The 26614-nt window shown below is 39.2% G+C and carries 21 protein-coding genes and 1 riboswitch; of the genes, 9 read left to right on the top strand and 12 right to left on the bottom strand.

Annotated features, from left to right (window positions below):
- Nucleotides 1–21 precede the first annotated feature (21 nt).
- The gene (locus tag ABDW32_RS10535; RefSeq protein ID WP_343562141.1) at nt 22–462 is read right to left on the bottom strand and encodes a MarR family transcriptional regulator; all 441 of its coding nucleotides are present in this window, start codon (nt 460–462) and stop codon (nt 22–24) included.
- Between the two features lie 278 nt (nt 463–740).
- On the opposite strand from ABDW32_RS10535, the gene ABDW32_RS10540 reads away from it, so the two are divergent.
- The gene (locus ABDW32_RS10540) at nt 741–1703 is read left to right on the top strand and encodes a 2-oxoglutarate and iron-dependent oxygenase domain-containing protein (RefSeq protein WP_343562143.1); all 963 of its coding nucleotides are present in this window, start codon (nt 741–743) and stop codon (nt 1701–1703) included.
- A 136-nt stretch (nt 1704–1839) separates the two neighbouring features.
- Here ABDW32_RS10540 and ABDW32_RS10545 read toward each other — a convergent pair whose 3' ends face one another.
- The 3 genes from ABDW32_RS10545 to ABDW32_RS10555 form a co-directional block, all read right to left on the bottom strand.
- Entirely contained in the window at nt 1840–2616 is a 777-nt protein-coding gene (locus ABDW32_RS10545; protein WP_343562145.1) for a porin family protein, read from the bottom strand.
- Nucleotides 2617–2788: 172 nt separating this feature from the next.
- Complete coding sequence (locus ABDW32_RS10550; RefSeq protein ID WP_343562147.1) at nt 2789–3931, bottom strand: PCMD domain-containing protein; 1143 nt, start codon at nt 3929–3931, stop codon at nt 2789–2791.
- A gap of 146 nt (nt 3932–4077) precedes the next feature.
- Nucleotides 4078–4440, bottom strand: coding sequence for an MmcQ/YjbR family DNA-binding protein (locus ABDW32_RS10555; protein ID WP_343562149.1), 363 nt, complete (start codon nt 4438–4440; stop codon nt 4078–4080).
- A 248-nt stretch (nt 4441–4688) separates the two neighbouring features.
- On the opposite strand from ABDW32_RS10555, the gene ABDW32_RS10560 reads away from it, so the two are divergent.
- Entirely contained in the window at nt 4689–5309 is a 621-nt protein-coding gene (locus ABDW32_RS10560; protein ID WP_343562151.1) for an ankyrin repeat domain-containing protein, read from the top strand.
- 220 nt (nt 5310–5529) lie between these two features.
- Here the strand turns inward: ABDW32_RS10560 and ABDW32_RS10565 are convergent, their stop codons facing one another.
- Complete coding sequence (locus tag ABDW32_RS10565) at nt 5530–6084, bottom strand: thioredoxin family protein (protein WP_343562153.1); 555 nt, start codon at nt 6082–6084, stop codon at nt 5530–5532.
- A 137-nt stretch (nt 6085–6221) separates the two neighbouring features.
- Here ABDW32_RS10565 and ABDW32_RS10570 point away from each other — a divergent pair, with 137 nt between their 5' ends.
- The 3 genes from ABDW32_RS10570 (at nt 6222) to dnaK (ending at nt 11819) form a co-directional block, all read left to right on the top strand.
- Complete coding sequence (locus tag ABDW32_RS10570; RefSeq protein WP_343562155.1) at nt 6222–8906, top strand: TonB-dependent receptor; 2685 nt, start codon at nt 6222–6224, stop codon at nt 8904–8906.
- Entirely contained in the window at nt 8899–9783 is an 885-nt protein-coding gene (locus ABDW32_RS10575; RefSeq protein WP_343562156.1) for a GLPGLI family protein, read from the top strand. Before ABDW32_RS10570 ends, ABDW32_RS10575 begins: the two co-directional genes overlap by 8 nt.
- 131 nt (nt 9784–9914) lie before the next feature.
- Nucleotides 9915–11819: a molecular chaperone DnaK gene (dnaK, locus tag ABDW32_RS10580; protein ID WP_343562158.1), complete on the top strand. Its 1905-nt coding sequence runs from the start codon at nt 9915–9917 to the stop codon at nt 11817–11819.
- A 141-nt stretch (nt 11820–11960) separates the two neighbouring features.
- On the opposite strand, the gene ABDW32_RS10585 is transcribed toward dnaK, so the two are convergent.
- From ABDW32_RS10585 to ABDW32_RS10595, 3 genes are all read right to left on the bottom strand, one after another.
- Nucleotides 11961–12638 (bottom strand): TIGR02117 family protein, encoded by a 678-nt coding sequence (locus ABDW32_RS10585; RefSeq protein WP_343562160.1) that lies wholly within the window; start codon nt 12636–12638, stop codon nt 11961–11963.
- 176 nt (nt 12639–12814) lie between these two features.
- Nucleotides 12815–13726, bottom strand: coding sequence for a sugar phosphate nucleotidyltransferase (locus tag ABDW32_RS10590; RefSeq protein ID WP_343562162.1), 912 nt, complete (start codon nt 13724–13726; stop codon nt 12815–12817).
- A gap of 133 nt (nt 13727–13859) precedes the next feature.
- Nucleotides 13860–15401 carry a helicase HerA-like domain-containing protein gene (locus ABDW32_RS10595; protein ID WP_343562164.1) on the bottom strand — a complete coding sequence of 514 codons (1542 nt, stop codon included), beginning with the start codon at nt 15399–15401 and terminating at the stop codon, nt 13860–13862.
- 170 nt (nt 15402–15571) lie between these two features.
- Here ABDW32_RS10595 and ABDW32_RS10600 point away from each other — a divergent pair, with 170 nt between their 5' ends.
- From ABDW32_RS10600 to ABDW32_RS10615, 4 genes are all read left to right on the top strand, one after another.
- On the top strand, nt 15572–15907 hold the full coding sequence (locus ABDW32_RS10600) for a hypothetical protein (protein WP_343562166.1): 336 nt from the start codon (nt 15572–15574) through the stop codon (nt 15905–15907).
- A gap of 184 nt (nt 15908–16091) precedes the next feature.
- The gene (locus ABDW32_RS10605; RefSeq protein WP_343562168.1) at nt 16092–17627 is read left to right on the top strand and encodes a SulP family inorganic anion transporter; all 1536 of its coding nucleotides are present in this window, start codon (nt 16092–16094) and stop codon (nt 17625–17627) included.
- An 82-nt stretch (nt 17628–17709) separates the two neighbouring features.
- The gene (locus ABDW32_RS10610) at nt 17710–18357 is read left to right on the top strand and encodes a carbonic anhydrase (RefSeq protein ID WP_343562170.1); all 648 of its coding nucleotides are present in this window, start codon (nt 17710–17712) and stop codon (nt 18355–18357) included.
- A gap of 183 nt (nt 18358–18540) precedes the next feature.
- Nucleotides 18541–20211 carry a glutamine--tRNA ligase/YqeY domain fusion protein gene (locus tag ABDW32_RS10615; protein ID WP_343562172.1) on the top strand — a complete coding sequence of 557 codons (1671 nt, stop codon included), beginning with the start codon at nt 18541–18543 and terminating at the stop codon, nt 20209–20211.
- A 50-nt stretch (nt 20212–20261) separates the two neighbouring features.
- On the opposite strand, the gene ABDW32_RS10620 is transcribed toward ABDW32_RS10615, so the two are convergent.
- The 4 genes from ABDW32_RS10620 to rimM all read right to left on the bottom strand — a co-directional run bounded on the left by ABDW32_RS10620 (nt 20262) and on the right by rimM (nt 26494).
- A complete protein-coding gene (locus tag ABDW32_RS10620) occupies nt 20262–23291 on the bottom strand; it encodes a DUF2723 domain-containing protein (protein WP_343562174.1) in 3030 nt (1009 codons plus the stop codon).
- Between the two features lie 306 nt (nt 23292–23597).
- Complete coding sequence (gene metF, locus ABDW32_RS10625; protein ID WP_077437133.1) at nt 23598–24554, bottom strand: methylenetetrahydrofolate reductase [NAD(P)H]; 957 nt, start codon at nt 24552–24554, stop codon at nt 23598–23600.
- Nucleotides 24555–24625: 71 nt separating this feature from the next.
- Nucleotides 24626–24728: riboswitch (SAM riboswitch) on the bottom strand.
- Between the two features lie 102 nt (nt 24729–24830).
- Nucleotides 24831–25682, bottom strand: coding sequence for a hypothetical protein (locus ABDW32_RS10630; RefSeq protein ID WP_343562177.1), 852 nt, complete (start codon nt 25680–25682; stop codon nt 24831–24833).
- Nucleotides 25683–25939: 257 nt separating this feature from the next.
- Nucleotides 25940–26494 carry a ribosome maturation factor RimM gene (gene rimM, locus ABDW32_RS10635; protein ID WP_343562179.1) on the bottom strand — a complete coding sequence of 185 codons (555 nt, stop codon included), beginning with the start codon at nt 26492–26494 and terminating at the stop codon, nt 25940–25942.
- Nucleotides 26495–26614: the final 120 nt, after the last annotated feature.

Here is a 26614-nt window from a genome sequence, read left to right on the forward strand (position 1 = left end):
TCCGTACATTTGGTTTAATTTTTATATGATCACTTCTTCCTTATAATTGGTCGCAAGCTCATTGAGCTTAGCCAAAGAAGCTATCAATTGATCACGTTCATTTTCCGAAAAATTATCAGCGAGGTACTGGTTAAAATTGCGTACCACATCCTTGGCTATCCTTCTTTTCTCCCGACCTAAGTCTGTCAGATACACTTTCACAGAGCGTTTATCCGTTTCGCTGGTCTCCCGGTAAATGAACCCTAAGGATTCTAAGTTATTTAACACCCGGGACAAACTCGTTGTTTTAACCCCCGTCAAATTCGCAATCTGAGAAACAGGCGTACCCTCCTTATGAATATTGATCAAAATATAACCCGCCGCTTGGGTAAAACCATACTGCGAAGCAATTTGATTATATTTATTGGCAATCGTTTGCCAACCTGTTTTTAAAAAATAGTCGATTGTCTGATTTTGGTCCATAGCGTAATCACAAGCGATTTATTATTATGCTTGCATAACAAATATAATAGTTAAGAATTAGAATAGCAAGCCAGAAAATGTAATTTTTATGAATTATCGCCTACTATCTCTTAAGAACATTATTTCTTGCATTTTTATGACCATAACATTAATGTGGAAAACTTTTAACACCTGAAATACAGCTAAATAAAGAAAAACATAAAGCATTTATTAACAATCCATGTTTAATATTCAAAATTAATTGCGTTAAATTTGTCCTAAACAAACATCAACTTCGTATGGCTTTAGTAAACATACCTCGCTTGGACTTGTTGCATTATACACAAGGAACCCAAGAACAACGAAATCAATTCATTCAGGATATTGGAAAGGCTTTCAATGAAACAGGCTTTGTAACGATCGCAAACCATGGTTTATCAAAAGAATTAATTGAGGAATTATATCAGGTCGTCCCAGAATTCTTTGGTTTACCAACCGAAATAAAAGAAAAGTATGAATTTCCTGAGCTTGCGGGCCAACGTGGATACACTGCTAAAGGAAGAGAAAAAGCGAAAGATGCTAAAACGCCAGATTTAAAGGAATTCTGGCAACGGGGGCAAAACATCGTTGGTGAAGAATATTCAAAAACTGACTTTCCAGATAACCCTGAGGTCGAGGAAATACCTCGATTTAATGGTGTGACAGCTGAAGTATATAAAAAACTAGAAGATACAGGACGCGAATTACTAAAAGCAATTGCAACTTACCTTAATCTTGAAGAAAATTATTTTGAGCAGTTTGTCATCAATGGTAACTCGATCTTGCGCGCAATCCATTATTTTCCAATTACAGATCCAGATGCCTTGGCTCCTGATGCTGTACGTGCAGGTGCTCACGAAGACATCAATCTGATTACGCTATTAATCGGCGCTAGTGCAGATGGACTAGAAGTATTAACGAAAGATGGAGAATGGTTCCCGATCAAAGCAAAAGGAGAAGACATTGTCATCAACGTAGGAGACATGCTACAGCGTTTGACTAATAACAAACTTAAGTCAACAACCCACCGTGTAGTTAATCCTCCGCGTGAAAAAATGGGAACTTCCCGCTTTTCCATTCCGTTCTTTTTACATCCTAAATCATCCATGAGCTTAGCTTCATTAGATTCTTGTATTGACGCAGCTCATCCAAAAGTCTACGAAGACTATACCGCTGGACAGTACTTGGATGAAAGACTGAGGGAGATTGGCTTAAAAATGTAACACAAGCAGTTTAGTTTAAAGTTATAATAAAAACAGTCCGTTAGTTTGATTACTAACGGACTGTTCTTTTTAAGAAATGCATTTATTTTATCAAATGATCCCAACGTGCAGGCAATTGCCTTTATGGGCGCTCCTATTAGAAATTATATCCAAAACCTATATTAAGATAGATATTATGCATACCAAAATCTATCGAGGTAAAATCATCTTCTAAAATATTATTAAACCCGTAGGTAAGGTCTGTCAACAATTTGAAATGTCGGTTCATCTTCCACTCTGCTCCAAGCTGTGTTCCCCATTGAAATTTTCGGATGTTGTCAGAGAAATCATACGAAGCCTGACTCCCCTCTTCAAACGTAATTTTTGTTCCTATCGGAGTGTTTTGTCTCAAATATCCATCCGATACATTTCCATCAAATGTATTATCCAGCAACGTAGAAAAATAGAGTCCCCCATATAAATTCCAATGGTCCGACAATCTGTAAACGGCTAAAACCGGTAATGTCAGATAGGTATTTTGCACATTCGTCTCCACCTTTCCTGTATAGTACCCTTTCACCTTTGAATTATCTTTCACAATCTCGGTCAGATAATTTTTCACTTGAGCTTCGGTTTTCATTCCTTTCGTCTCAAAACGAATTCCCGTGCGAATTCCCCACGGTTTATTTTCCTTCAACCACTTTGTCGCATTTGCTTCCAAGCCTACCTGCAAACCTGGATTGTAGCTTTCGATTTTGCGTATTGTATTAGGAAGGCCCAATGGGCTACTTCCCCCAATACTAAATTGTGCTTGGACGGAGTAATCAACAGCTGTATTAAAAAAATTTGGATTACGTTTGGGTGTACCATTTTGTGCATGCACATCACCGGTCACCATAATTAAAACAGCAATTATATATAGTACTTTGTTCATTAAAATATTCCTTTGACGGATGTTTGTCCTCGAAAGACAGCGGCTTATACCTGCTGATCTGTTCTTCTTTAAACAAGCATCTTTGTAAAAACTTCACTAGTTATCAATTTAATTAATATTGCTCACAGCAATTTTACAAGGTGGCTAAATCCAGTAGTATAAGGATCCTTGCTTATTGGCTATCATTGACCACAAGCTCAACTTCATCAATAAGCAATGTGCTTCCTACAGCACCATTAAATTTATCGCCTTCCTTACTTGAACTGAATACAATTGTATACATATATTCCTTATTGGGATCAAATGATTTACCATTTACAAAAGAAAACGGCAAGTTAAACGCTGTCCATTCGTTAGTCTCGATCTGTTCTTTGACTCCAACCCGTGCTATTGCTACTATTCGCTTATCAACAAAACCATGGTCTCCAGACAAAAAATCGTCATTGGGTGGCAAAGCTCTTTCAAATAACAAAGCATAACCATCCCAAGTATCCTTGGCGAGTGATGATGGCTTATTATTAACAACAAATTTTTCCCCAGCCTTATATTTAAAAAAACCTTTGATAGCCAATGGCGGCGTTTTTTCCTCGTATAATACTCCGAAATGTGGTGACTTGATTGTAGGAAAAGTGGTTTGAAATGATCCCAGAAATAAATTTCCTGCAGCCAATGGCGTTCCGAAAATTCCACCTAATGAACCGGTACTTTTAGTAATGAGCCGCACCCCTTTGCCAATATATCCATCGTTAATCTGGGATGTTGGGTAAAAACCCGGGACCAATTGCTCTCCTTCTTCCAAAAGTGTTTCAGCCAAAATATTATAGCCGTCATTTGCCGTAGCCCAGCTGTATGTCTTCTGTCCAAGTTTTGTCAGATCATAAAATTTATGATAATGTCCTTCTGGGCTATCGGTATCTACCACTTCCGCATGTTCAAATGCGGAATACAAATCCGCGCCTTCGTCAATAACGAATGAAACAGTGTAGGTCTTGGACCAGGCTCCATCCTCAGAAGTAACGGTGTATTTTTGTGGTTCAGTAAAATCAAGCTGTGTTCCGCTTTTTGGCTCTATTGTCGCGCCAGGTGTTAATACAAATTCAGGCGACTGCACATAATTTCCCGTGAAACGTTTTAGAGAAAAAACAACTGTATTGTTATCAATCGAAGGTTTCCTCTTTAAAAATTGGTCACTTTGTGGAATAGTAGCTCCTTCAATATCAGCCTCAGCATTTAATGCCTCCTCTTTTATGCAACTCCCAAGGCTAAAAAGTAGCATAATACAAATTACCCAAGGGTAAATTCGTCTTTGTCTCATAAAAAATAGTATTAGTGTAAATATATTCCCAATGCTGGCGATGCTGCATGGAAATGAGCACAAAACTACTATTATACCTACCAAGAAAAGTCATTTCGATCACCTTTTCCTGCTAAGCAACTAATTCTTTACAATTCAGAAGAATATTAACTACCTTTTATTTCCTGTCTAACTTTAGTTGGCAAACTTTCAACAATCAGACTATAACTGTGCAACACAAGTTCTTCTAATGCCCGATCATTCAGTTCCCGATTCGCAATGACTGTATTCCAGTGTTTTTTGTTCATATGATATCCTGGAAATACCGTCTGATCATATCTTTCCCTGAGTTCCACTGCTTTCTCTGGATCACATTTCACATTAAATTGGAGTATATCGACCTGATCTAATCCAACCAATAAAAATATCTTGCCTCCTACTTTAAATACCAATGTATCGGGCCCAAAAGGGGTCTCTTCTGTAACGGGCCCAATGGACAGGCAATACTCTCTTAGATCTTCAATATTCATATCTTATTAATTAAGTTTATTCATTTTCGACCATTAACAATTAGATTTATATAAATTTGACAATAATCCATATAAATCTAACAAAACAAGCGCTTAGTTAGTACCTAAATTTGTAGTATATCAAAAGCGAATATCAAGAAACCAAAATGAACAGAACTATCACTAAGCCATTCGTCAACATGAAAAATTTATATATTAAACTAGTGCTACTCGTTATTATATCAGCACTTTCAGTACAATGCAAAAGTATGGACACGACAAATCAAGATAATATCGCCCAGAACAGCATTATTGAAGCTGTTTCCAAAGGACAGGTCAATGCGTTAAAGGAACTATTGGATAAAGGAGCAAATGCAAACCAAAAAGATAAAGATTCAAAATCGCTGTTGTTGATTGCCACCGAAAAAAAAGATCTGGCGATGGCCAAATTACTTCTTCAATATGGTGCGAATGTGAATCAGCAGGACAATATCTTAAATAGTCCCTTTCTATACGCTGGTGCTTCAGGGTATACTGAACTAGTTAAACTTTACCTCGATCACGGAGCAGATTTCAAGATTTTTAATCGATACAATGGTACAGCACTTATTCCAGCCTGTGAACGCGGTCATGTGGAAACTGTAAAACTATTAGCCAATACAAAAGGTTTCCCTATAGATCATATCAATAGACTGGGCTGGACCGCACTATTAGAAGCTATCATACTCGGGGATGGCAGTCAAAAATATGTGGACATTGTCCAGATACTTTTGGACGCCAACAGCGATAAAAATATAGCTGACAACGAAGGTGTAACACCTTTACAGCATGCCAGAAAAAGAGGGTTTCATAAAATTGCAACTATATTGGAAGCAAAAAGCAGCAAATAAGCAGGCGAGTTATTTTCACAGGCACCAACAGCGATGAAATTGATGCAAAATGTTTCTGACTAATAAAATTGGGCGTATTCAACTCATTTAAAAACAAACTATTAAAGAGCAATTTTCAAAAAAGAGCCAAATTCGATGAATTTGGCTCTTTTTTTTACAGTGCAACATACCTGAATATTACTTCTACTATTCAAAGCCAAACGTTGACGCTGTTTCTTTTCTACTTCTGCAAAAGTGCCTGAATCTCTTTTTGAATCTCTGCTCCTTTGTCAGTATTATACCATTTTTGAATCTCTTCTTTAATATCCGCGAAATCTTTCCCTTGCTCCTTCAAGCTCAAGAATAAGTCCTGGCAATTTTTTGGCCTTGGCCCCCAAACTGCAAGATCTACTCCATCTTCATTTCGGATCACTAGAATTGGAATTGATTTCCCGCCATTTGTTAAATAGGAATCTATTAAAAATGGTGCGCTATCACGCAATTGGATATCAACCGTAATATTGGAATTTTTAGCTGCCATCTTTGCAAGCATTGGGACAGAATGTGCCGCATCACCACACCAAGGTTCGGTAATAATGATCCATTGTTGCCTTTCCGAAATCGTATCAATAAACTGCTGGAATGTTTCATTCGGTTCAAAACGTTTTAACCAACGCCCCATCCTTGTCCAGTTCATTTTTGTATATTGATAGTATTCATCATCCTGATATGTTGGGTGATTTTCAGGATGATTCAAAATATCTTCGAATTGTTGCAAATAATTTTCAAAAGTCATAACATCATTTTTGTGCAAAGGTAATTTTTAGATCCAACTTTGTCAAAACTCCATCTACCAAAGATTTTACATTGCCGCATAAGATTTCACATTTATTAACATTTAACTCAATTATCTTTGGCAGATATAACCAGTAAATGAAAAGATTCATTCAATTATTACTATTATTTTTTGCGATTAGCACTGCCTATTCCCAGACAAGTATTAAAGGAAAAATTTTAGATAAAGCTGACAATAAGCCATTGACCAATGCTTCTGTCATTCTATTGAACACCGATTCCGTTCTCCGTTATTTCAATAGGGCCAATGAGGAGGGAAAGTTTCAGATCAAAAATATTAAGCCTGGTAGCTATATACTTTTAGCAACTTATCCAAAGTTTGAACTTTATAGTGATACTATTGAGCTCAAAGGACAAGATATCGACTTTGGCGACATCAAAATCAATTCGCAGAAAAATGTGCTTGAAGAAGTCATCATTACACGCAGACTCCCTATTACAATCAAAGGTGACACCATAGAATATGATGCGGCAAGTTTCGAAACCGAAAAAAATGCCAAACTCGAGGATCTCTTACGCCGATTGCCCGGCTTTACAGTTTCGGGCGAAGGGAATATTACAGCCCAGGGCAAAACTGTACAGAAAGTCTTTATTGATGGGGAAGAGTTTTTTGGTTATGATCCTAAAATCGCTATACGTAATGTTCGCGCAGATGCCGTAGACAAAGTACAATTGTACGAGAAAAAATCAGAAGAGGCCGAACTCTCCGGTATAGATGATGGTGTCCGTATTCAGGCAGTCAATGTGGTATTAAAAGAAAAAGCTAGAAAAGGTATCTTCGGAAATGCGGAGATATTGGGCGGGACGAAAGAGCTCTATGCCGGAAACCTGTTCGCGGCCAAATTCAACCAGACTGAGCGCATCGGCATAACTGCCAACCATAATAATATGGGAAGCTCTAATAGTCATGAAGGATCTTTACGAATGAACAATCAGATCACCGGAGAGCCGCTAAATACATCTTTAGGCGCAAATTACGAAAATCAGTTCTTCAAAAAGGCGCTAAAAGTAAATGCTAACTATAGCTATAACAATAGCAGCAACAAAAACCGGTCAGAAGATTACAACAAAAATATCCTTCCCGACAGCTCGATATTAGAGCGAAAGAGCAAAAGCAGCAGTGAAAATAGCGCAAGAAGCAACGGCATCAGATCCAATATTTCCATGCGGCTCGATTCAACACAAAATATAGACTTACAAACCAACGGCAATTGGTCAAATAATTTCAGTTTGAGTCAATCGGAAAGTGCTACCAATGATGGCGCCGGTGCCGCTGTCAGCTCCTTTAATGAGAAAAATGAATCGAATACTTCGAGCCAAAGCAATAATCTTCGCCTGAATTATAGAAAAAGACTCAAAGCTGGCAGTTCATTAAATTTAATGGTTGCAAACAATCATAATGAATCAAATTCGGAAAGCAAGGTTAATTCGGAAACTATTCTATTTAAAAGCAGTGATACAACACGTATTAACCAAAATAGACGCATCAATACTAAGGGCAATGATTTTTCAACCTCATTAAATTTCAATAGTCGACTAAATGACTTTATGAATTTGGCCTTAGGTTATAGCTTCAACCAATCAGACAACAGGAATGAACAGATATCCAGAGACAAAGCAACTAATGAGAAAGATCCATTATACTCTAAGAATCAAATAGACAATAATACCAACCAGGGAATCAATGTCTATTTGTCCTATCGGAAGGATAAATTGGATATGAATCTATCCAACCGAATATTCTACAAAAATCAAAAGTTAAGTGACAGCGACCGGGATATAAACCTTTCAAGGAATTTCTGGGATAACAATTTAAATTTTGATGCTAACTATCGTATTTCAAACAGTAGGCACATTCGACTAGCTTACCACAGTTCGAATATCATTCCTTCGTTTGATCAGCTACAACCGTTGCAACCCCAGACCAATCCGTTATTTCAACAGATCGGTAACCCAGACTTAAAACGCGCCGTTAACAATATCATTTCGGCCAATTATAATGCATTCAGTTTACTGAAGGGAACGAATATTAACATTAATGGGAATTTCTCTTTTGTGAATAATCCGATTGTCAACAAAATAACAGTTATGGAAAATTCGGCCCAGATCAGCAGCTACGAAAATTTAGCTGGCAAATCAAACTGGAGCGGTAACTTAAACATCAGTCATATGCAGCCTGTCGCCAACCGCCGGATTAACTTCAATAAGGGGGCAAATGTACGATACAGTAACAGCTATAGCTTCACAAAATTTGAAAGTGGACAATCCCAAGGCGAGTTTCTGCTGAACAATTCAAAAAACACCACATTTGGACTCAGCTCCAGTTTGAATGAACAGGATTCAGAGGGTTTCGATTTTGATGTTTCATTGAACGCCGGCATTAATGCGCAACAAAACTCGATCAACACCCAATATAATGCGACCAACTTTGAAGGGGGAGCCTCGGGATATGTTAAATACTTTCTACCAAAGCGGTTCAACATCGTGACAAATATCTTTTATAGCTATACAGGACCAACCAAACTGTACAAGAAATCAATAAATCAATTTTACATCAACATGGAACTAGAGAAAAAGGTGCTGAAAGATGAAAGTCTGACAGTAAGTCTTAAGGCTTTTGATATCTTTAACACATTTAACAATACACGTCGGAATGGCAGCGATACTAACTATTCGGAATCCATCCAACAAGTATTAACACAATATTTTCTAGTAGGCCTCAAATGGGACTTCAATAAATATTTAGGAAAAAGCAATGATTAGAACATATTTAACCATTATTATATGCTTCGTTGCCAGTTTATCTCTCCAGGCTCAATATGCCTATTTTGGCAGCAGAGGCACCATCAGTTTCGACAAGATAATTTATACAAAAGCATTGATGCGTCAGATGTCCAACGACATGGGTTCAAAGATGATGGATCGGGGCTTAAACTTCATGGAACATATTGATAAGATGCCTGATTCACGTACAGAAAAACTTAATCTTTATTTCGATGAGAATGCTACAGTGCTCATGCCAGAGGAAACTACAACGACGGAAAAGCAAGCCCGTGAAATCAAAATGGGCGCCCCAAGTATCACAGCAAGTGGCCGAGCTGGCAGAAATCAGGGCGTGCCGCGAAGCGTGGGTAAGAGTAATCAGCGAAGTACCCTCAGAGGCGGAGCCAGTAAAAATGGAAAAGTACTTTACCAAGATCTGAAAACTGGGAAAGCCGAGATTCAATTGGACATCGATGAAAAATATTTGCTATCAGAAACATTAGATAGCATCACCTGGCGCTTTACTGAGGAGTTTCGCAATATCGCAGGTATCAACTGCCGAAGGGTGAATGGAGCTAGCAAAGATTCACTCTATTTGATTGCTTATTATGCAGAAGAAATACCGGTCTCTGCAGGCCCTGCCCTGAGCCATGGTCTTCCGGGTATGATATTGGGGCTGGTCATACCAGAGATGCATATCCAATATTGGGCAACAAATATCGCCTATACCAATAATCTCGTCCCCACAGATTGGCGAGACAAAAAATCAAAACAAATGCAACTGGAAGAATTTACAGCACTCTTTGGCAGATATATGCCACGCAATCGTCAAAATGAGTCAGCTAAAAAACGGATCTTGGAGCAACTTGTGTATTGAAAATGTCAGTTTGGCAGGACCTAAGGACAAATTGATGACAAATAGTGATTTTTTTACAAAACATTCGGATTGGCATAAGGGTTGATAATAGAGTGATAGAATTTATTAAGTAAAAAATTAAAATACAAGATATGTCTAAAATTATAGGAATTGACTTAGGTACTACAAACTCATGTGTTGCCGTAATGGAAGGTAACGAGCCTGTAGTAATTACGAATAACGAAGGTAAACGTACCACTCCTTCCATTGTAGCTTTCGTAGAGGGTGGTGAACGTAAAGTGGGTGATCCAGCTAAACGTCAAGCAATTACTAATCCACATAAAACGATTTATTCTATTAAACGTTTCATGGGACTTTCATATGATGAGGCCGTAAAAGAAGCTGAACACGTACCTTATAAAATCGTTAAAGGTGACAACAATACACCGCGCGTAGAAATTGACGACCGTAAATACACACCACAAGAGATCTCTGCAATGATTCTTCAAAAAATGAAGAAAACAGCTGAGGATTTCTTAGGACAAGAAGTAACAGAAGCTGTTATTACAGTACCTGCATACTTTAACGATGCGCAACGTCAAGCGACAAAAGAAGCTGGTGAAATTGCTGGTTTATCTGTTAAACGTATCATCAACGAACCTACTGCCGCTGCTTTAGCTTACGGTTTGGATAAAGCACACAAAGACATGAAAATCGTCGTTTTTGACTGTGGTGGTGGTACACATGACGTTTCCGTATTGGAATTGGGTGATGGTGTATTTGAAGTAAAATCTACCGACGGTGATACACACTTAGGTGGTGATGACTTCGACAACGTGATCATCAACTGGTTGAATGAAGAATTCAAAAACGAAAACAATGGCTTTGACTTGAAAAAAGACCCAATGGCGTTGCAACGTTTGAAAGAAGCTGCTGAAAAAGCGAAAATTGAATTATCTAGTGCAACTTCTACTGAAATCAACTTACCCTATATCACGGCAGATGCAACTGGTCCAAAACACTTAGTTCGTACATTATCACGCGCTAAATTTGAAGCCTTGGCAGCTGACTTGATCAAGAGAACAATTGCTCCTTGTGAGTCTGCGTTGAAAAATGCCGGTTTCAGCAAGTCAGATATCGACGAAATTATCTTAGTAGGTGGTTCTACGCGTATCCCTGCTATTGTTGACGCTGTAAAAGCTTTCTTCGGGAAAGAGCCTTCTAAAGGTGTAAACCCTGACGAAGTTGTTGCTTTAGGCGCTGCTATTCAAGGTGGTGTATTAACTGGTGAAGTAAAAGATGTACTATTATTGGATGTAACTCCACTTTCATTGGGTATCGAAACAATGGGTGGTGTAATGACTAAATTGATTGAAGCAAATACAACTATCCCGACTAAAAAATCGGAAACATTCTCAACAGCTTCAGATAATCAACCATCTGTGGAAATCCACATCTTACAAGGTGAGCGTCCAATGGCAAACCAAAACCGTACAATCGGTCGTTTCCATCTGAACGATATCCCTCCTGCACCTCGTGGAGTGCCTCAAATTGAAGTTACTTTTGACATTGATGCCAACGGTATCATCAAAGTGTCAGCAAAAGATAAAGCAACTGGCAAAGAGCAAAACATCCGTATTGAAGCATCTTCAGGTTTATCTGATGACGAAATCAAACGCATGAAAGAAGAAGCTGAAGCAAATGCTGATGCTGATAAAAAAATGAAAGAAGAAGCTGACAAAGTAAATGCAGCAGATGCCCTGATCTTCTCAACTGAAAAACAATTGAAAGAATATGGCGACAAAATTTCTGCAGATAAGAAAGCTCCTATTGAAGCTGGCTTAACGAAATTAAAAGCTGCATATGAAGCGAAAAACTTCGCCGATATTGATTCAGCTTCTGAAGAATTGCAAAATGCTTGGAATGCCGCTTCTGAAGAAATGTACGCTGCTTCTCAAGGTGGCGCACAACAACCTCAAGGAGATGCTGGTCAAGCACAAGGTGGAAACCAAGGTGGTGATGACGTAACTGACGTAGATTACGAAGAAGTGAAATAATCACTCCTCCTGATAACAAAAAAGCTTCGGGTATGCATACCCGGAGCTTTTTTGTTTCTAAGAACAGCTCCTCGGTTTAACACTTCAAAAAGCGAAGGAGCTGTTTATCTATATTTTCTTAAAAGAATTCAATAGCCCAGGCTACTTCCGATAATGGCTCAATATTCCTTTATCCAATGTAGCCCAGACCCCCGCTGGCATGTCCGCCTTCTTCAACGCATTGTTCGTCCAGGTATTACAGGAATAGAACATACTATATGCTCCTTTGGCTTCATAAAAAGCATCTGCGTCATCGTATTGTGCGTCTGTATCAACCAATATAGGTTTACCTTCATGCAAATCCAACGAATCATAGATATACTTTACGAGTACGCGATATTGCTCTTCATTTATCTTATACCCAAAACATAAGTCATTCTCTCGAATGGAATTATAGTAGGTCACATGGATTGCAGACTGTCCTAACCCAAAGGCTGCCACAAAGGCCGTTGAAGCCTTGAGATCTTTCCACTCCGGTGTATCCAAATAAAAGCCTTTGTCCCCCCAGCCTATCCCCATATATTGATAACCTGTTTTTTTACCAACCGTGTTGGTATAAGGGAATATATGAGACCAATCCAGCTCTTTCATAATAACCGGTAACACAATATCCGTATGTATACCATTCGATTTAACAAATACCTGAATGTTGCGGTCCATAGGAACCTTTTTGGATGATACAGCGAGTCGTGAAAGACAATACTCGGCAACAACATATAAAACACAAAAACCAAGAATTCCTAAAACAATATATCCTAACACCTTACGTATTTTTTTCATTCAAATAATTCGATTTTCTATCATAATCTAATGTGCCGGTTTAATCTTGGCTGCTTCCAAGGACTCCATATCCGAAAACAGCACAATGCCTGTCCAGAACATCTGCATTGTTAGGCAAAAAAAACCTGTATTGTTTGACACAATACAGGTTCAATATAAGCTATTTCTGTTAGCTCTTAAAATAACTTTTCAGGATATACACCATCAGCAACCAATTTCGAAATTGATTCTTGAACGATAGGTTTATCTTCTTTATAAGTTACCCCAAACCATTTCGATGATGTCGGGATTACTTTGAAATCTGCTAGTTTATGTTTCACCATATAGTCTGGAACCGAAGGAATAAAGAATTCAGCTTTCAAATTCTCTTTGTTTTCTTCAACAAAAGCTGGGAACATTGCCTGTGCAACTTCGAATATCTTCGGTGTAAAGCCCCAAAAGTTCATCGAAACTCGTGTTTCAGGATCTAGATCGTGTTCAACACCATTTTCCTCATAAACGATCTTGCGATCGTCACCCTCACCTTTGTAATAGATATTGGTACGCTCAGTAACACTTTCCATATGGCCTGTAGGACTAACTTCACATACTCCACGTGATACATAGCCGTAATCAGACATTGTATTTCCGACCTGAAAACCCATCAATGACATCTGTTCGTCTGAGACTTCAGTCGTTAAAAACTTAGCCATTTTGTTGAAAGAATCTGAGCCATAGAAATCGTCCGCATTGATCACACAGAAAGGTTCGTTCACTTTATCCCTAGCGCTCATCACAGCGTGTGCTGTACCCCAAGGTTTCGTTCTTTCAATGACGTGATTTACGCCAAACTTCGTTAAATCAAAATTTTGAAAAGCGTAGTCTACTTCTATTTTACCTTCCAATTTTTTATCAAAAACATCTTTCATCTTCTCCAGGAATTCTTCCCGGATAATGAAGACTACTTTTCCAAATCCTGCACGAATGGCATCATAGATTGAATAGTCAATAATTGTCTCGCCGTGTGGGCCAAAACCATCTACTTGTTTTAAAGAACCATACCGGCTAGCCATTCCTGCTGCCAAAATCAAAAGGGTTGGTTTACTCATATTTAAATTGCGTTAATAGAACTTTCTTTTCGTCCGCAAACTTAGCTAAATTTGCCCTTAAAAGCAAATTTAGCTAAGTATCAATCGGTTTCTAAAAATAGCGTATTGGAACGAAAATTATTAAAAATTAGTGTTATTTCTTCTTTAAGAATGCATTCAATAGCCCTGTTGCCAATTTCCCTAGCAGCTTGACTCCTTCTCTAGCAAGTGTTGTTGTCGCGGTACGCTGTGCAGCCTCCAATGGTGTTTGCCTTCTTGATGTTGGTCGATCAGCTTTGGCAGCCTCCTTTTCTGCAGCGGCGCGCTGTTCTTCCTGTTGAACAACCTGCATTTTCTCATCGATAATTTCGGCAGCAGAGCGATTTTCCTGTCTTTCCTGATATTTCGCTCTTAAGTCGGACTGATTGATAATCTGATTGATTGTTGCATCATCTGCAGGCCCCATTACCGCACGGGCCGGTACCAAATGGGTAGCCACAACTTCCGTAGGAATGCCCTTGTCGTTCAATACCGTAATTAACGCTTGACCGGTACCTAATGATGTTAAAATCTGGTCAATCTCATAGAAATCCGATTTAGGGTAGGTTTTCACTGTTTTTTTTAGATTTTCGGCATCATTAGGCGTAAAGGCCCGCAAAGCATGTTGTACACGGTTTCCCAATTGCGCCAATACCGATTCGGGAACATCCGTTGGGGACTGAGTACAGAAAAACACGCCGATGCCTTTAGATCGGATAAGCCGGATAATCTGATCCACCTGCGTTAGAAATGCTTTGGACGCCCCATTGAAAAGAAGATGTGCCTCATCAAAGAAAAATATCAGTTTTGGCTTGTCCAAATCCCCCACTTCAGGCATGTTCTTAAACAGCTGCGCGAGCAGGCTCAATAAAAATGTTGAATAGAGTACGGGTTGATCCTGCACATCGGAAATATTCAATAGGCTAATCATACCCTTTCCGTCAACTTTCTGAAATAAATCGCTGATATCAAATTCCTTTTCCCCAAAGATATGCGCTAGGCCTTGTTGTTCCAAAGCGACAATCTTACGCAAAATTGTACCTGAACTCGCCGAACTGATCTTACCGTAATCGTTTTTGATCTCCTCACTCCCTGGACCGTCAGAAAGATAAGTTAATAACTTCTTGGTATCGGTAAAATCTATTAATGGCATTTGATGATCCTGTGCATACTTAAACATGGCGGCCAAAACTCCGGTCTGTGTTTCATTCAACTCCAAGATCCTACCCAATAGCACAGGCCCGAAATCTTCTATTGTAATGCGCATGGGAATTCCCTTATTGCCTGACAAGGAATAAAGTTCTACGGGAAAACTGGCCGGTTCGAAAGGCACTCCTACCGCATTTCCCCGATCCAGCAATGCCTGATTGGTCACTCCGGGAACTGCAAGACCAGAAAGATCACCTTTTACATCAAGCATAAATACGGGCACGGATGCATCTGATAATTGCTCGGCAATCAATTGGAGCGTCCTGGTTTTACCTGTTCCTGTCGCACCGGCAATCAGCCCATGTCGATTCATCATTTTCAGTGCCAGATTGACCTTTGCATCTGCTAAAATCTCACCATTCAAAATACCCGCTCCCAAATATATAAAAGCCCCCTTGGGGTTATAAGAAGCCTGAACCTTCTCGATAAATTGTTCTTTATTTGCCATAGAAAAGGCTTAATATTTATAGTTCATAAATGATATTGAAAACTCTCCAAAAAATAATCTTTCCGTCACAATTTCGTGCCAAAATTCATTTTGTATGCACTTTTAATTTGAAATTAACATAGAATTGCTATTTTTACGATGTAAAACAACACCATTAAAGGTACTAAAAAATGTTAAATAAGAGATTTAGATTTGTGGCAGCATTCCTATGTGCGATCATCTTTTTCACAAAGATGGCCATCTCTATATCGCCTATTTTTTCCAATAGCTTAGACCAGAATACCATTTTACAAATTGTTTTACAAATAGAAATCGAGAACAATAATGGCGCAAGCACAGATACGCTTGAGACCGCATCAAAATTTTTCAATACAAAATCAGACGAACCCATTGTATTCGAGACTATCATTGTTGAGAACCAAGGAAAACAAAAGAATTACCTTAAAAACGAGAAAAGCATTTTAGCTTTCCATCCTACGGTTCCAACGCCGCCTCCTAACTGTTAATAAAGGCATCCCTATGGGATGTATTCAAATCGTCCTCATGCTGAATCCCAGTATGCGGTTTCTTATTGATTTTTTTCTGAAAGCACAATGCTCCTTAGTATCTTGAGACCTCCAATAGGTGGTTCATTATTATTCTGTGCAGGTGTTGTTAGAAAGATTTATTATACAGATAAACACAAATTTTATGTTTGGAACTCGTACGTCGGCTTTTCTGAAACTTTCGAAAAGAGACTTAAAATATGACTTCCCTGCTAGTGTTGTGGTGTTTTTGGTGGCACTTCCATTATGTTTGGGAATTGCAATGGCCTCAGGTGCGCCATTGTTTGCAGGATTATTGACTGGTGTAATTGGTGGAATCGTTGTTGCTTCAATCAGTAAATCTCCACTCAGTGTCAGTGGGCCCGCTGCTGGCCTCACAGTTATTGTTCTAGGAGCTATCCAGAGCCTAGGTGCTTATGAGACCTTTCTACTTGCGGTTGTCATCGCAGGTGTGGTTCAGGTGATTCTTGGTATTTTAAAAGCGGGTATGATCGGAAATTATTTTCCCTCCGCAGTTATTGTCGGTATGTTGGCTGCTATCGGTATTACCATTATCATGAAACAAATTCCTTTGGCCTTGGGCTTAATTGAAACACATGCTTTTGAACTGGACAATGGGCATGGTATAGGTGCATATTTTGACACCGTTGCCTCAGCCATCAATTTTGGCGCATTGATCATCTGTGCCTTATCGTTAGCGATCCTGATCTTTTGGCCAGCAATCCCTAAATTGAATAAAGTTCCCGCACCACTGGTTGTCGTTATTGTCGGTGTTGCTTTGGCTTATCTCTTTAAGGGTTCATCTTTTCAATTGCACGATAAACAATTTGTACTCGTGCCAATTGTAGGCTCGTTTGCCGAATTTACAGGTTTATTCACATTGCCTGACTTCACCCAGATCGTCAATAAAGATGTTTGGATAGCCGCATTTACGATTGCTATTATTGCTAGCTTGGAGACCCTATTGAGTATAGAAGCGGTAGATAAGATTGATCCATATAAACGGAACACACCGACTAACCGTGAACTAGTTGCCCAGGGAATTGGTAATATGACAAGCGGCCTCTTGGGCGGGTTACCTTTGACATCTGTTATTGTACGTTCATCAGCGAATGTGAATGCGGGTGGAAAAACAAGGCAATCTGCCATTTTACACGGTATTTGGTTACTCGTTGCTATGCTGGCTATTCCCACGATGTTAAATATGATTCCTCTAGCATGTCTTGCTGCAATTTTACTTCATACCGGCTATAAATTAGCTAAACCAAGCTTATTTACGTCTATGTATCGTAAAGGATTGGATCAATTTATTCCGTTTTTTGTAACTATTGTTGCTATCGTATTGACAGATTTATTGATGGGGGTTGGAATTGGAATTGTTGTAGCAACATTCTATATTTTAAGAGCAAATATGAAAAATGCTTTTAAATATAATATTGAGAAGGACAACGAAGAGGATAAGGCCGTCATTGTATTAGCAGAGGAAGTTTCATTTTTGAACAAAGTTCCTATCCAACAGAAACTATATAACTTACCAAAATCGGTCAGTAAGATCCGTATTGACGGGACGTTCAGTAAATTTATCGATAAGGATGTCATCGAGGTCATAAAAGATTTTGAACAGAATGCCAAAAGTAAAGGCAAGGAGATTGAGCTTTTACAGGTAGTCTATAAAAAATAAAGTTGTTACCCGTAAACAACAGAGTTAAAAATTTGTATTATTATAAAATTGAAAAAGTGCCCCTCCGGGGCAAATAGGAAATATGGAAAATAAAGATTTAAAAGCAGGATTTGACAATATTATTAAGGGAAACCAAGAGTGGATGGATTTTGTAAAAAATGACACGACAGGTCGTTTCCAACAACTTGCAAAAGGTCAGAATCCCGAAATTCTGTGGATTGGCTGTGCTGATAGCCGTGTACCTGCCAACGAATTGACAGGCACAAAGCCCGGAGAGGTATTCGTACACCGCAACATCGCCAACATGGTTATCCACTCTGATATGAGTATGCTTTCCGTATTAGACTATGCGGTTAATGTTTTGAAAGTTAAACATGTCATTGTTGCTGGACACTACGGTTGTGGTGGCGTAGCTGCTTCTTTAAGCCGCAAGCAGTATGGTATTATCGACAATTGGCTGGGCCATATCAAAGATGTATATCGCCTACACAGTAAAGAGATCGATGCAATCCAAGAGCATGACAAAAAAGTAGACCGTTTAATCGAGCTCAATGTACAGGAGCAAGTTTTTAATCTTTGCGCGACATCGATCATTCAAAATGCTTGGAAAGAACGTGACGATCTTGCGGTCCATGGTATGATTATCAATATCGGTACAGGAGAATTGATTGACCAACACTGTACTTTCACCAATAATGATGAGTTAGGAGAAGTCTTCACTTATAAATAGAGTAGTATCAAAATCGGTAAAAGGGGCATTTCAATTTAGAGTGCCCCTTTTTTGTTTGAGATCCACTTGCTACGAGGCCCGTTAGTGCTAAACAAATCGACTGTCTCATTTAACCGCTCACGCTAAGCCGAATATCTACGATCTCCTAGCTAATATCTCGCCGCGAATAATTAACTTTGTACTATGAGTGAAGAAAAATCATTAAATTTTATCGAGGAAATTGTCGAAGAGGATCTTCGTACAGGAAAACATGGCGGACGTGTATTAACACGTTTTCCTCCTGAGCCAAATGGTTACCTCCACATTGGTCACGCCAAGTCTATCTGCTTGAATTTTGGATTAGCACAGCAGTATAATGGCAAGACTAATCTACGTTTTGATGACACTAACCCTGTCACTGAGGATATAGAGTATGTTGAAAGCATCAAGAAAGATATTCAATGGCTTGGATTCCAGTGGGCAGAGGAATTATATACTTCGGATTACTTTGAGACACTTTACAGCTACGCTGTTGAGCTCATAAAAAAAGGTTTAGCTTATGTTGACGATAGTACAGCTGAAGAAATTGCAGCAGCAAAAGGCACGCCAACGGAACCGGGAGTTCCAACTCCCTATCGCGACAGGTCTATTGAAGAAAATCTAGCTCTATTCGCAGACATGCGTGCCGGTAAATACAAAGATGGCGAAAAGGTACTACGCGCAAAGATAGATTTGGCTAGCCCGAATATGCATATGCGCGATCCTTTGTTGTACCGCATCAAACACGCTCATCATCACCGGACAGGCAATCAATGGTGCATCTACCCCATGTATGATTTTGCACATGGACAATCGGATTCTATAGAGAAGATCACACATTCGATCTGTACACTAGAATTTATTCCGCATCGTCCCCTGTATGACTGGTGTATTGAGAAATTGGAAATTTTCCCCTCAAAACAATATGAATTTGCACGCTTAAATATGACATATACGGTCATGAGCAAGCGTAAACTATTGCAACTAGTCAATGATAAGTTTGTGGAAAGCTGGGATGACCCACGGATGCCAACAATCTCGGGTTTAAGAAGAAGAGGATATACTCCCGCGAGTATTCGTAACTTCTGCGACAAGATCGGCGTTCAAAAACGGGAAAACATGATTGACGTCAGTTTACTGGAGTTTTGTATCCGTGAGGATCTGAATAAAACTGCCTGGCGCAGAATGGCTGTCCTTGATCCGATCAAATTAGTGATCACAAATTATCCAGATGGCCAAGTAGAAGATTTAGTCGGTGAGAATAACCCTGAAGTTGAAGGTGGTGAGGGCCATAGGACTATACCTTTTTCCAAAGAACTTTGGATTGAACGAGAGGACTTTATGGAAGATGCTCCAAAAAAATTCTTCCGTCTCGGCCCGGGCCTTTCTGTTCGACTAAAACACGCCTATATCGTTACTTGTAACGATTTCATCAAAGATGAAAATGGAAAGGTAACAGAAGTACATTGTACTTATATCCCTAATTCAAAATCGGGCGAAGATACATCTGGATTGAAAGTTAAGGGAACGATTCATTGGATTTCTGTTCCCCATGCAAAGGAAGCTGAGGTAAGATTATATGACAGGTTATTCAATGATGAAAATCCAGCTGCAGCCGAAAACTTCAAAGATTCTATTAATCCTGAAAGTTTACATATAATTGAACGTGCTTATATCGAACCAGATCTAGCTACTGCTACCCCAGGAAAAGGGTATCAATTCATTCGTTTAGGCTATTTTACTTTGGACACACATTCCACCCCTGAACACTTGGTCTTTAACCGTACAGTTACATTGAAAGACTCTTGGGGAAAAGAAGTAAAGAAAAATGGTTAAGTAAACCATAAAAAGTAAAAGGTCGGAAACAATTCCGACCTTTTACTTTTCTATTCTATGCCATACCATTGCTGATACTGTTTTCTAAGCCCCTCAACACGTGCCAACCGCTTGCTATCATTGGCTGTCAATAAAATATCTCGATAACGATCCACCGAGTCTAATGCCGTCTGCATTTCGCTCCATTCAAAGCCTAGATTTTTTTGATCTAATACCAATTGGTGTAAATAGTCCATATTTTGTGAAACATAATCCAGGTTTCTGTCTACGATATTTCCGGCAAGGTGCCCTTGTCCGGAACGGTATAGGCTATCAATGATATCTACATAATTAATCGCATCCGACATTGCATATACTCGATCCGGCAATTGGTCGTAAGCTTTCTTGGCCACTTCTCCAGCTCGTTTGACCTGTCCGTTTTCCAACAGTAACCGTGCTGTCTTACCAAAAATATCCCGCGCATACATACTCGAGAAGCGAAAGGAATCGGTATCTAAATATTTTGCATTCTTGATATTCCCCCAATTGTATTTATGCATGATATTATCATATAAGGCTTCCACATCGACGAAAGCTGTCATCTCGCCAGCAGACGCCTGCTGTTCATTGGTCACAGCAACGGGCATCAGCCTTGAAGCGAATCCTTCATTGACAAGATATTTATCCAGTCCCAACTTAATATCACCGGGCAGCATATTTGAAAAATAGATCGGTCGATCCCAATGATTATTTTCAAGGAGGGACAACAAAGTCAGATCCGATCGGGATAAGTGATCCCCGGGAATTTCCCATTCCATTGTAGAAACAACTGCATGCTGTAGATAAGCCGGTACAGCGTTCTTTCTTAACACCTCAGCTTTATCGATAGCCAATCTAACCTTCTTAGTCGGGAAATAATTCTCCAAACTACCCGAATTCAGCTGAACTTTATAATCTGGATTATCGGAAGTAACAAACTGCAATAACTGTTGAATATCAACAGCAGCATTCAACTGTCGATCTATAAATGGGATATAATCGCGAATACCCTTTTTTGTTTTTTCGGCAGGGATTGCAATCGGAAGTCCATCAGCCTGATAGGTCGGTTTCTTGGCCTGCTGCATATACCAATCACCCGTTAAGTAACTCAGTACAACTATTCTGACGTCTGGACGAACACCTTCCACCTCTTGCAAATACCATAACGGAAAGGTATCATGATCGCCATAGGTAAATAAGATCGCATTCGGTGCGCAGGTTTCAAGGTAATTGCGTGCAATATCCCGTGCCAAGGATTTTTCGGAACGATTATGATCATCCCAGTTTTGATGTAGCAGAATAATCGGCCCGCCCAAAAGTGCAAAAGATAAACCTGTAACTAACGCATAAGGGGTCTGAACAAAACGCTTTAAAAAACGCACCAATGCTATTGTACCTAGCCCGATCCAAATAGCAAAAGCGTAAAAGGATCCCGCATAAGCATAATCACGTTCACGGGGTTGTAACGGAGTTTGGTTAAGATACACAACAATCGCTATACCAGTGAAAACGAATAATAAAGTCACCACCAAAGTATAGGGCTTATGGTGCGTATATAACCAAATCGCTCCTGCTATACCCAATAATAAAGGCAGGAAAAAATACGTATTTCGGCTGGGATCATTTTGCTGTGATTCTGGGAGATCATATTGTCCGCCAAGACGCCAATTGTCAAACTTTTTTAATCCTGAAAGCCAATTCCCATCGGTATATGACCCATAACCCTGCTTATCATTCTGTCTTCCCACAAAATTCCATAAGAAATAACGTGCATACATTTCCCCCAATTGAAAATGAAAGAAAAACTTAAAGTTATCAGAAAACTGCGGTCTTTCACCGTCTTTTAATTTGAGATAACTTCTATAGTAAGCTTGATGATTTGGATCCTGGCTATAGATACGCGGAAAAAATGTTTCTCGATCAAAATCATACTTATCAACCTGTGTAAATGCTGTATAATTGGACTCATCTTTCCGATAACCAGTCTTACTTTTTATGTCTATAGCTTTCGAATCGTAATATGGCCCTTTCACCAAAGGCTCCTGTGTGTACTGCTCGCGGCTCAAATAACCTAAAAACGAAAATACATTATCAGGCGCATTATTATTGAGGGATGGATTCGCTTTTCCGCGGATCAATACCATGGAATAGGAACTATAACCAAATAGAATGAAACAAAAGGCCAATAAGGCCGTATTTAACGTATACTTCCGGTTTCTATGTGAATAAAAAAGGCCATATACAATGGTACCACCGATAAGTATGCATAAGAAGAGAATTCCAGCCCCAAACCCCAGTCCGAGCGAATTCACAAACAACAGGTCTATTTTTGAAGCAAAAGCTACCAACCACTGAATGATACCCCAAAGAATTGCTGCCAGAACCAACAAACTCAATAAAAATGCAACTAAAATACCTCTCAGATTTATTTCCGAGGTCCTTTTAAAATAGACCACCATAGCTATGGCGGGAATAGCCAACAGATTTAAGAGGTGGACTCCGATCGAAAGTCCCATAACAAAAGCAATAAAAATCAACCAGCGGTCGCTTCCATACTGATCCGCCCGCACTTCCCATTTGAAAATTGCCCAGAAAACCACTGCTGTACAAAGCGAGGACATCGCGTATACTTCAGATTCCACAGCGGAATACCAAAATGTATCGCTAAAGCTGAAAGCCATTGCTCCGACTGTCCCTGCAGCGAATAGCTGTAAGTAGTAAGAGAAAGTAGGCTGCTGTGGCCTTTTCAAAATCTTCTTGGCTATTGCGGTGATTGTCCAGAATAAGAATGCCACCGTCATACCACTACAAATCGCCGAACCAATATTCATCCAGTAGGCTATCTTCCCGGTGTTACCGAATGCCAGATTGGAAAAAACATTCTGAATAAGCAAAAATAGGGGTGCTCCAGGTTGATGGGCAACCTCAAGCTTGTAGGCACATGCAATAAATTCACCACAGTCCCACCAACTCACGGTCTTTTCGACGGTAGCAATGTACACAAACGTAGCAACGAGGCCACAGGTCAAACCGAATAGAGTATTTAATTTACTGTACGTCATAAGGTCAATTGGTCTAAATCTTTATTCCTTTTAGTACTTTAAATTAAACAGTTATCTCGATTTAAAAATGTTAATTAACACTATTTAACACCATGATCTATCTAAAAATATTTTTTCTAAAGAAACCTCTTCTATAATGAAAAGAGAAATATATTTTTTTAAAAGGGGGCTGATTTCATCTTAAGCCCCGTATATACATGAAGGCAACAATTGCATGTACAGGAATTCTTTCGCAATAGGTATAATGGTATGCCTACTATAGGTTCAATAAAAAAAGCGAGGGGCTTCCCTCGCTTTTTTTGATTTTTAGGCTAATTTTTCAACGATTTTTTTGGTTGGCCCGGGATTACTCATGGTATAAAAATGCAACACAGGCGCACCAAATTTAATCAGCTCCTGACATTGTTGCACAAGCCATTCTTCACCTACTTGCCTCACATCGGCATTGGTTTTACATGATGCAACGGCATCGCTCAATTCCTCTGGAATATCCAAGTGGAAAATTCGTGGCAATGTGACCAACTGTTTTTTTGTCGTCAAAGGTTTGAGCCCCGGAATAATAGGTACATGAATTCCGTTGTCCCGACATTTGGTCACAAATTCCTTGTATTTTTCTACATTAAAGAACATCTGTGTCACGATAAATTCGGCCCCCATGTCGACTTTTTGCTTCAGGTATTTAAAGTCTGTATTGAAATTAGGGGATTCAAAATGCTTCTCAGGATATCCGGCAACACCAATACAAAAATCAGTTTTCTCAGATGTAATAATATCTTCATGGAGATATTTCCCCTTATTCATATCTGTGACCTGCTCCAATAGATCCGTTGCAAAAGCATGGCCACCTTCAGTTGGAATAAAATCAGCATCGCCTTTGCGCGCATCACCTCGCAGCACCAACACATTGTCGATACCCAGGAAATTCAGGTCAATCAAAGCATTTTCCGTTTCCTCTTTGGTAAAGCCTCCGCATATCAGATGCGGGACTGCGTCCACCTTATATTTATTCATGATAGCAGCACATATTGCCACTGTTCCCGGGCGCTTGCGATAGGACACACGTTCCAATAACCCGCTAGCATGTTCCTTATAGATGTAATCTTCACGATGATAAGTTACATCAATAAAAGGTGGTTTAAATTCCATCAGTTCATCCATTGTTTTGAAAATACTTTGGATGCCCTGTCCTTTAGCAGGCGGCAATAGCTCAAAAGAAAACAATGTTTTTCCTTTAGCGTTCTGGATATGGTCGGTAATCTTCATTAAAAAACTGTTTTAAGTTTGGGTTGGCTTACATCGAAACGCACAAGTCGAGGATATGTCTATCTGCATGTAACTTATCTTTCCCACATGGAGCAGGGTAGAATTTAGCACCTTGAACAATACAGGTTGCTAAGGCTTCACTGGGTCTAGTCCCTCGGCCTTTCTCTATAAGCGTTGCTAATATCGTTTTAAAAAACCAAACAACAAAAATATTTTTTTGAAAATCTAAAAATTATGGCACCAAAGCTGCCTCGTGCCAATTTTTTCCCGCCCAAATTACTCCAAAGTAGAAAGAGCATTGCGTAGGTTCTTTAAATAGAATGTGATTAACAATAGACCGGAAACACTATACTTCTCCTTCTGTCCGTACTTAAACCCATCCATTAAATATTTATAGGCAACCAATGCATTTTCCTCGTTGTAAAACAGCTCCTTCCACGAGACAGGAACATCTTCCCATCTTTTTAATACTATTCCATTTCGGGCATAGGTAATCGGAGATTCGACCCCATCTATTTTATAATCATTATGAACACCGGAATTAGAGATATGCTGAAAATAGGCAATCGAATAATCCAAAAAATTCAATGCTCGGGCCTTTATCTCTCGCTCGTTCTCAGCTCTTGTTGGAATATTACGCCACAGATTGACTTCGCTATCAAATTTACTAGGCTGCTCGCGAATGGGAGTCTTGTCCAATTCGAAATTGATATATAGGCGTTCGGTATTGGGCAAATGGGCGGAATTAAATGGAGAGAAGTCACCTTTCAACTGCACAAAATCCTTGTTTATCTGGATAATATCCAAGGAAAGTTTTCCCTTGGCAGCATCTATAAGCTCAAGCTTATTTCCTTTAAATGTGTATTTACCATTCAACAGGACATCGTCTATAGCGAGGACAAAATGTGCTTTATCCCGTAGCGAGAGAAAGGAACGATGATAAAGCGGATGATCACAGGGGATATCAGGCTCAACATTTAGCGGATTATCGGCTTTAGCCTTCAAATAAGCCTCATTGGTATAGCCGCAAATAACCTGGTAATTTCCAGCGGAGAACTCCTTATCCTTTCCCAGAAAAACGCAAGAGGACAAAAATATCGTTGAAATAAGGATCAATAATGGCTTCAAAACAGATCATTTAATGTGGTCAATAAATTGATTATCTACTACCAAGATACTCAAAATCCAGCAGAGTTGAGCTACTCCTGAATGTTTCAGCACATCAATACTATTAAATAAAATCGGACTTAAATTTTATGACAGAAAAAGGTCTAAATTGTTTTACGAACTTAGACCTTCTTCGTCGTATGCACGAGGATTAAAAAAACACCTTAAATTTAGATCCTTATTTTGTAATCAGGAACGAACTTTTAGGACAATCGCTCTTATTCGTTATAGAGATCGACTAGCCCCTCAGGCAATTCTACTTCGATAATTTCCTCTTCTCCATCTATGCCCAAGATTAAATCATCGGATAATGGGAACATCAACTCTTTTCCGTCCATATCGACCGTAGCGACAAACTGCTGTGGGAATTCCTGTACATCCGTAATTCTCCCCAATTCACCATGATTTTCATCGATCACCAAAAAGCCTATTAAATCTGTATATCTAAAATCATCCGGATCCCGTTCAGGCATTTTATCCTTGGGAAGATAAACCTTTTTTCGAACGAGCGCCTGCGCCTTGTCGATGTGATCTACGTCTTCGAATGTCACATAGGCGGTACTATTTTTTTGCAGTTTTATCGTATCGATAAAATAAGGAACAAGTTTTTTATTGATCTCCAAAAAAACGACATCCATATCCAAACGCTCATAGTCTTCAAATTCAAAAAACAATTGCATTTCGCCTTTAAGGCCTCTCGTTTTGCTGATATAGCCTATATAAAAACTTTGATCGACAGTCATTTGTAGTATTGTATATATTGAGATATTCATGTTGAGATGTCATACATCAAGCTTCCGCTATGTATTCCACCTCTTTTTATTTTTTCACTTTGTATCAAAATGATGAGGATTTAAACTTACGGTCTATTTAAGCAGTACAGGCCTCAACAA

The organism is Sphingobacterium sp. (genome assembly GCF_039596235.1).
In the GTDB taxonomy this organism is placed as follows: Bacteria; Bacteroidota; Bacteroidia; order Sphingobacteriales; family Sphingobacteriaceae; genus Sphingobacterium.

Coding starts and splice junctions, on each gene's coding strand:
- ABDW32_RS10605 (WP_343562168.1), top strand. CDS start 16,092: ATGTTTGGAACTCGTACGTCGGCTTTTCTGAAACTTTCGAAAAGAGAC.
- ABDW32_RS10550 (WP_343562147.1), bottom strand. CDS start 3,931: ATGAGACAAAGACGAATTTACCCTTGGGTAATTTGTATTATGCTACTT.
- ABDW32_RS10535 (WP_343562141.1), bottom strand. CDS start 462: ATGGACCAAAATCAGACAATCGACTATTTTTTAAAAACAGGTTGGCAA.
- ABDW32_RS10620 (WP_343562174.1), bottom strand. CDS start 23,291: ATGACGTACAGTAAATTAAATACTCTATTCGGTTTGACCTGTGGCCTC.
- ABDW32_RS10615 (WP_343562172.1), top strand. CDS start 18,541: ATGAGTGAAGAAAAATCATTAAATTTTATCGAGGAAATTGTCGAAGAG.
- ABDW32_RS10585 (WP_343562160.1), bottom strand. CDS start 12,638: ATGAAAAAAATACGTAAGGTGTTAGGATATATTGTTTTAGGAATTCTT.
- ABDW32_RS10545 (WP_343562145.1), bottom strand. CDS start 2,616: ATGAACAAAGTACTATATATAATTGCTGTTTTAATTATGGTGACCGGT.
- rimM (WP_343562179.1), bottom strand. CDS start 26,494: ATGAATATCTCAATATATACAATACTACAAATGACTGTCGATCAAAGT.
- ABDW32_RS10590 (WP_343562162.1), bottom strand. CDS start 13,726: ATGAGTAAACCAACCCTTTTGATTTTGGCAGCAGGAATGGCTAGCCGG.
- ABDW32_RS10570 (WP_343562155.1), top strand. CDS start 6,222: ATGAAAAGATTCATTCAATTATTACTATTATTTTTTGCGATTAGCACT.
- metF (WP_077437133.1), bottom strand. CDS start 24,554: ATGAAGATTACCGACCATATCCAGAACGCTAAAGGAAAAACATTGTTT.
- ABDW32_RS10555 (WP_343562149.1), bottom strand. CDS start 4,440: ATGAATATTGAAGATCTAAGAGAGTATTGCCTGTCCATTGGGCCCGTT.
- ABDW32_RS10540 (WP_343562143.1), top strand. CDS start 741: ATGGCTTTAGTAAACATACCTCGCTTGGACTTGTTGCATTATACACAA.
- dnaK (WP_343562158.1), top strand. CDS start 9,915: ATGTCTAAAATTATAGGAATTGACTTAGGTACTACAAACTCATGTGTT.
- ABDW32_RS10560 (WP_343562151.1), top strand. CDS start 4,689: ATGGACACGACAAATCAAGATAATATCGCCCAGAACAGCATTATTGAA.
- ABDW32_RS10595 (WP_343562164.1), bottom strand. CDS start 15,401: ATGGCAAATAAAGAACAATTTATCGAGAAGGTTCAGGCTTCTTATAAC.
- ABDW32_RS10575 (WP_343562156.1), top strand. CDS start 8,899: ATGATTAGAACATATTTAACCATTATTATATGCTTCGTTGCCAGTTTA.
- ABDW32_RS10610 (WP_343562170.1), top strand. CDS start 17,710: ATGGAAAATAAAGATTTAAAAGCAGGATTTGACAATATTATTAAGGGA.
- ABDW32_RS10565 (WP_343562153.1), bottom strand. CDS start 6,084: ATGACTTTTGAAAATTATTTGCAACAATTCGAAGATATTTTGAATCAT.
- ABDW32_RS10600 (WP_343562166.1), top strand. CDS start 15,572: ATGTTAAATAAGAGATTTAGATTTGTGGCAGCATTCCTATGTGCGATC.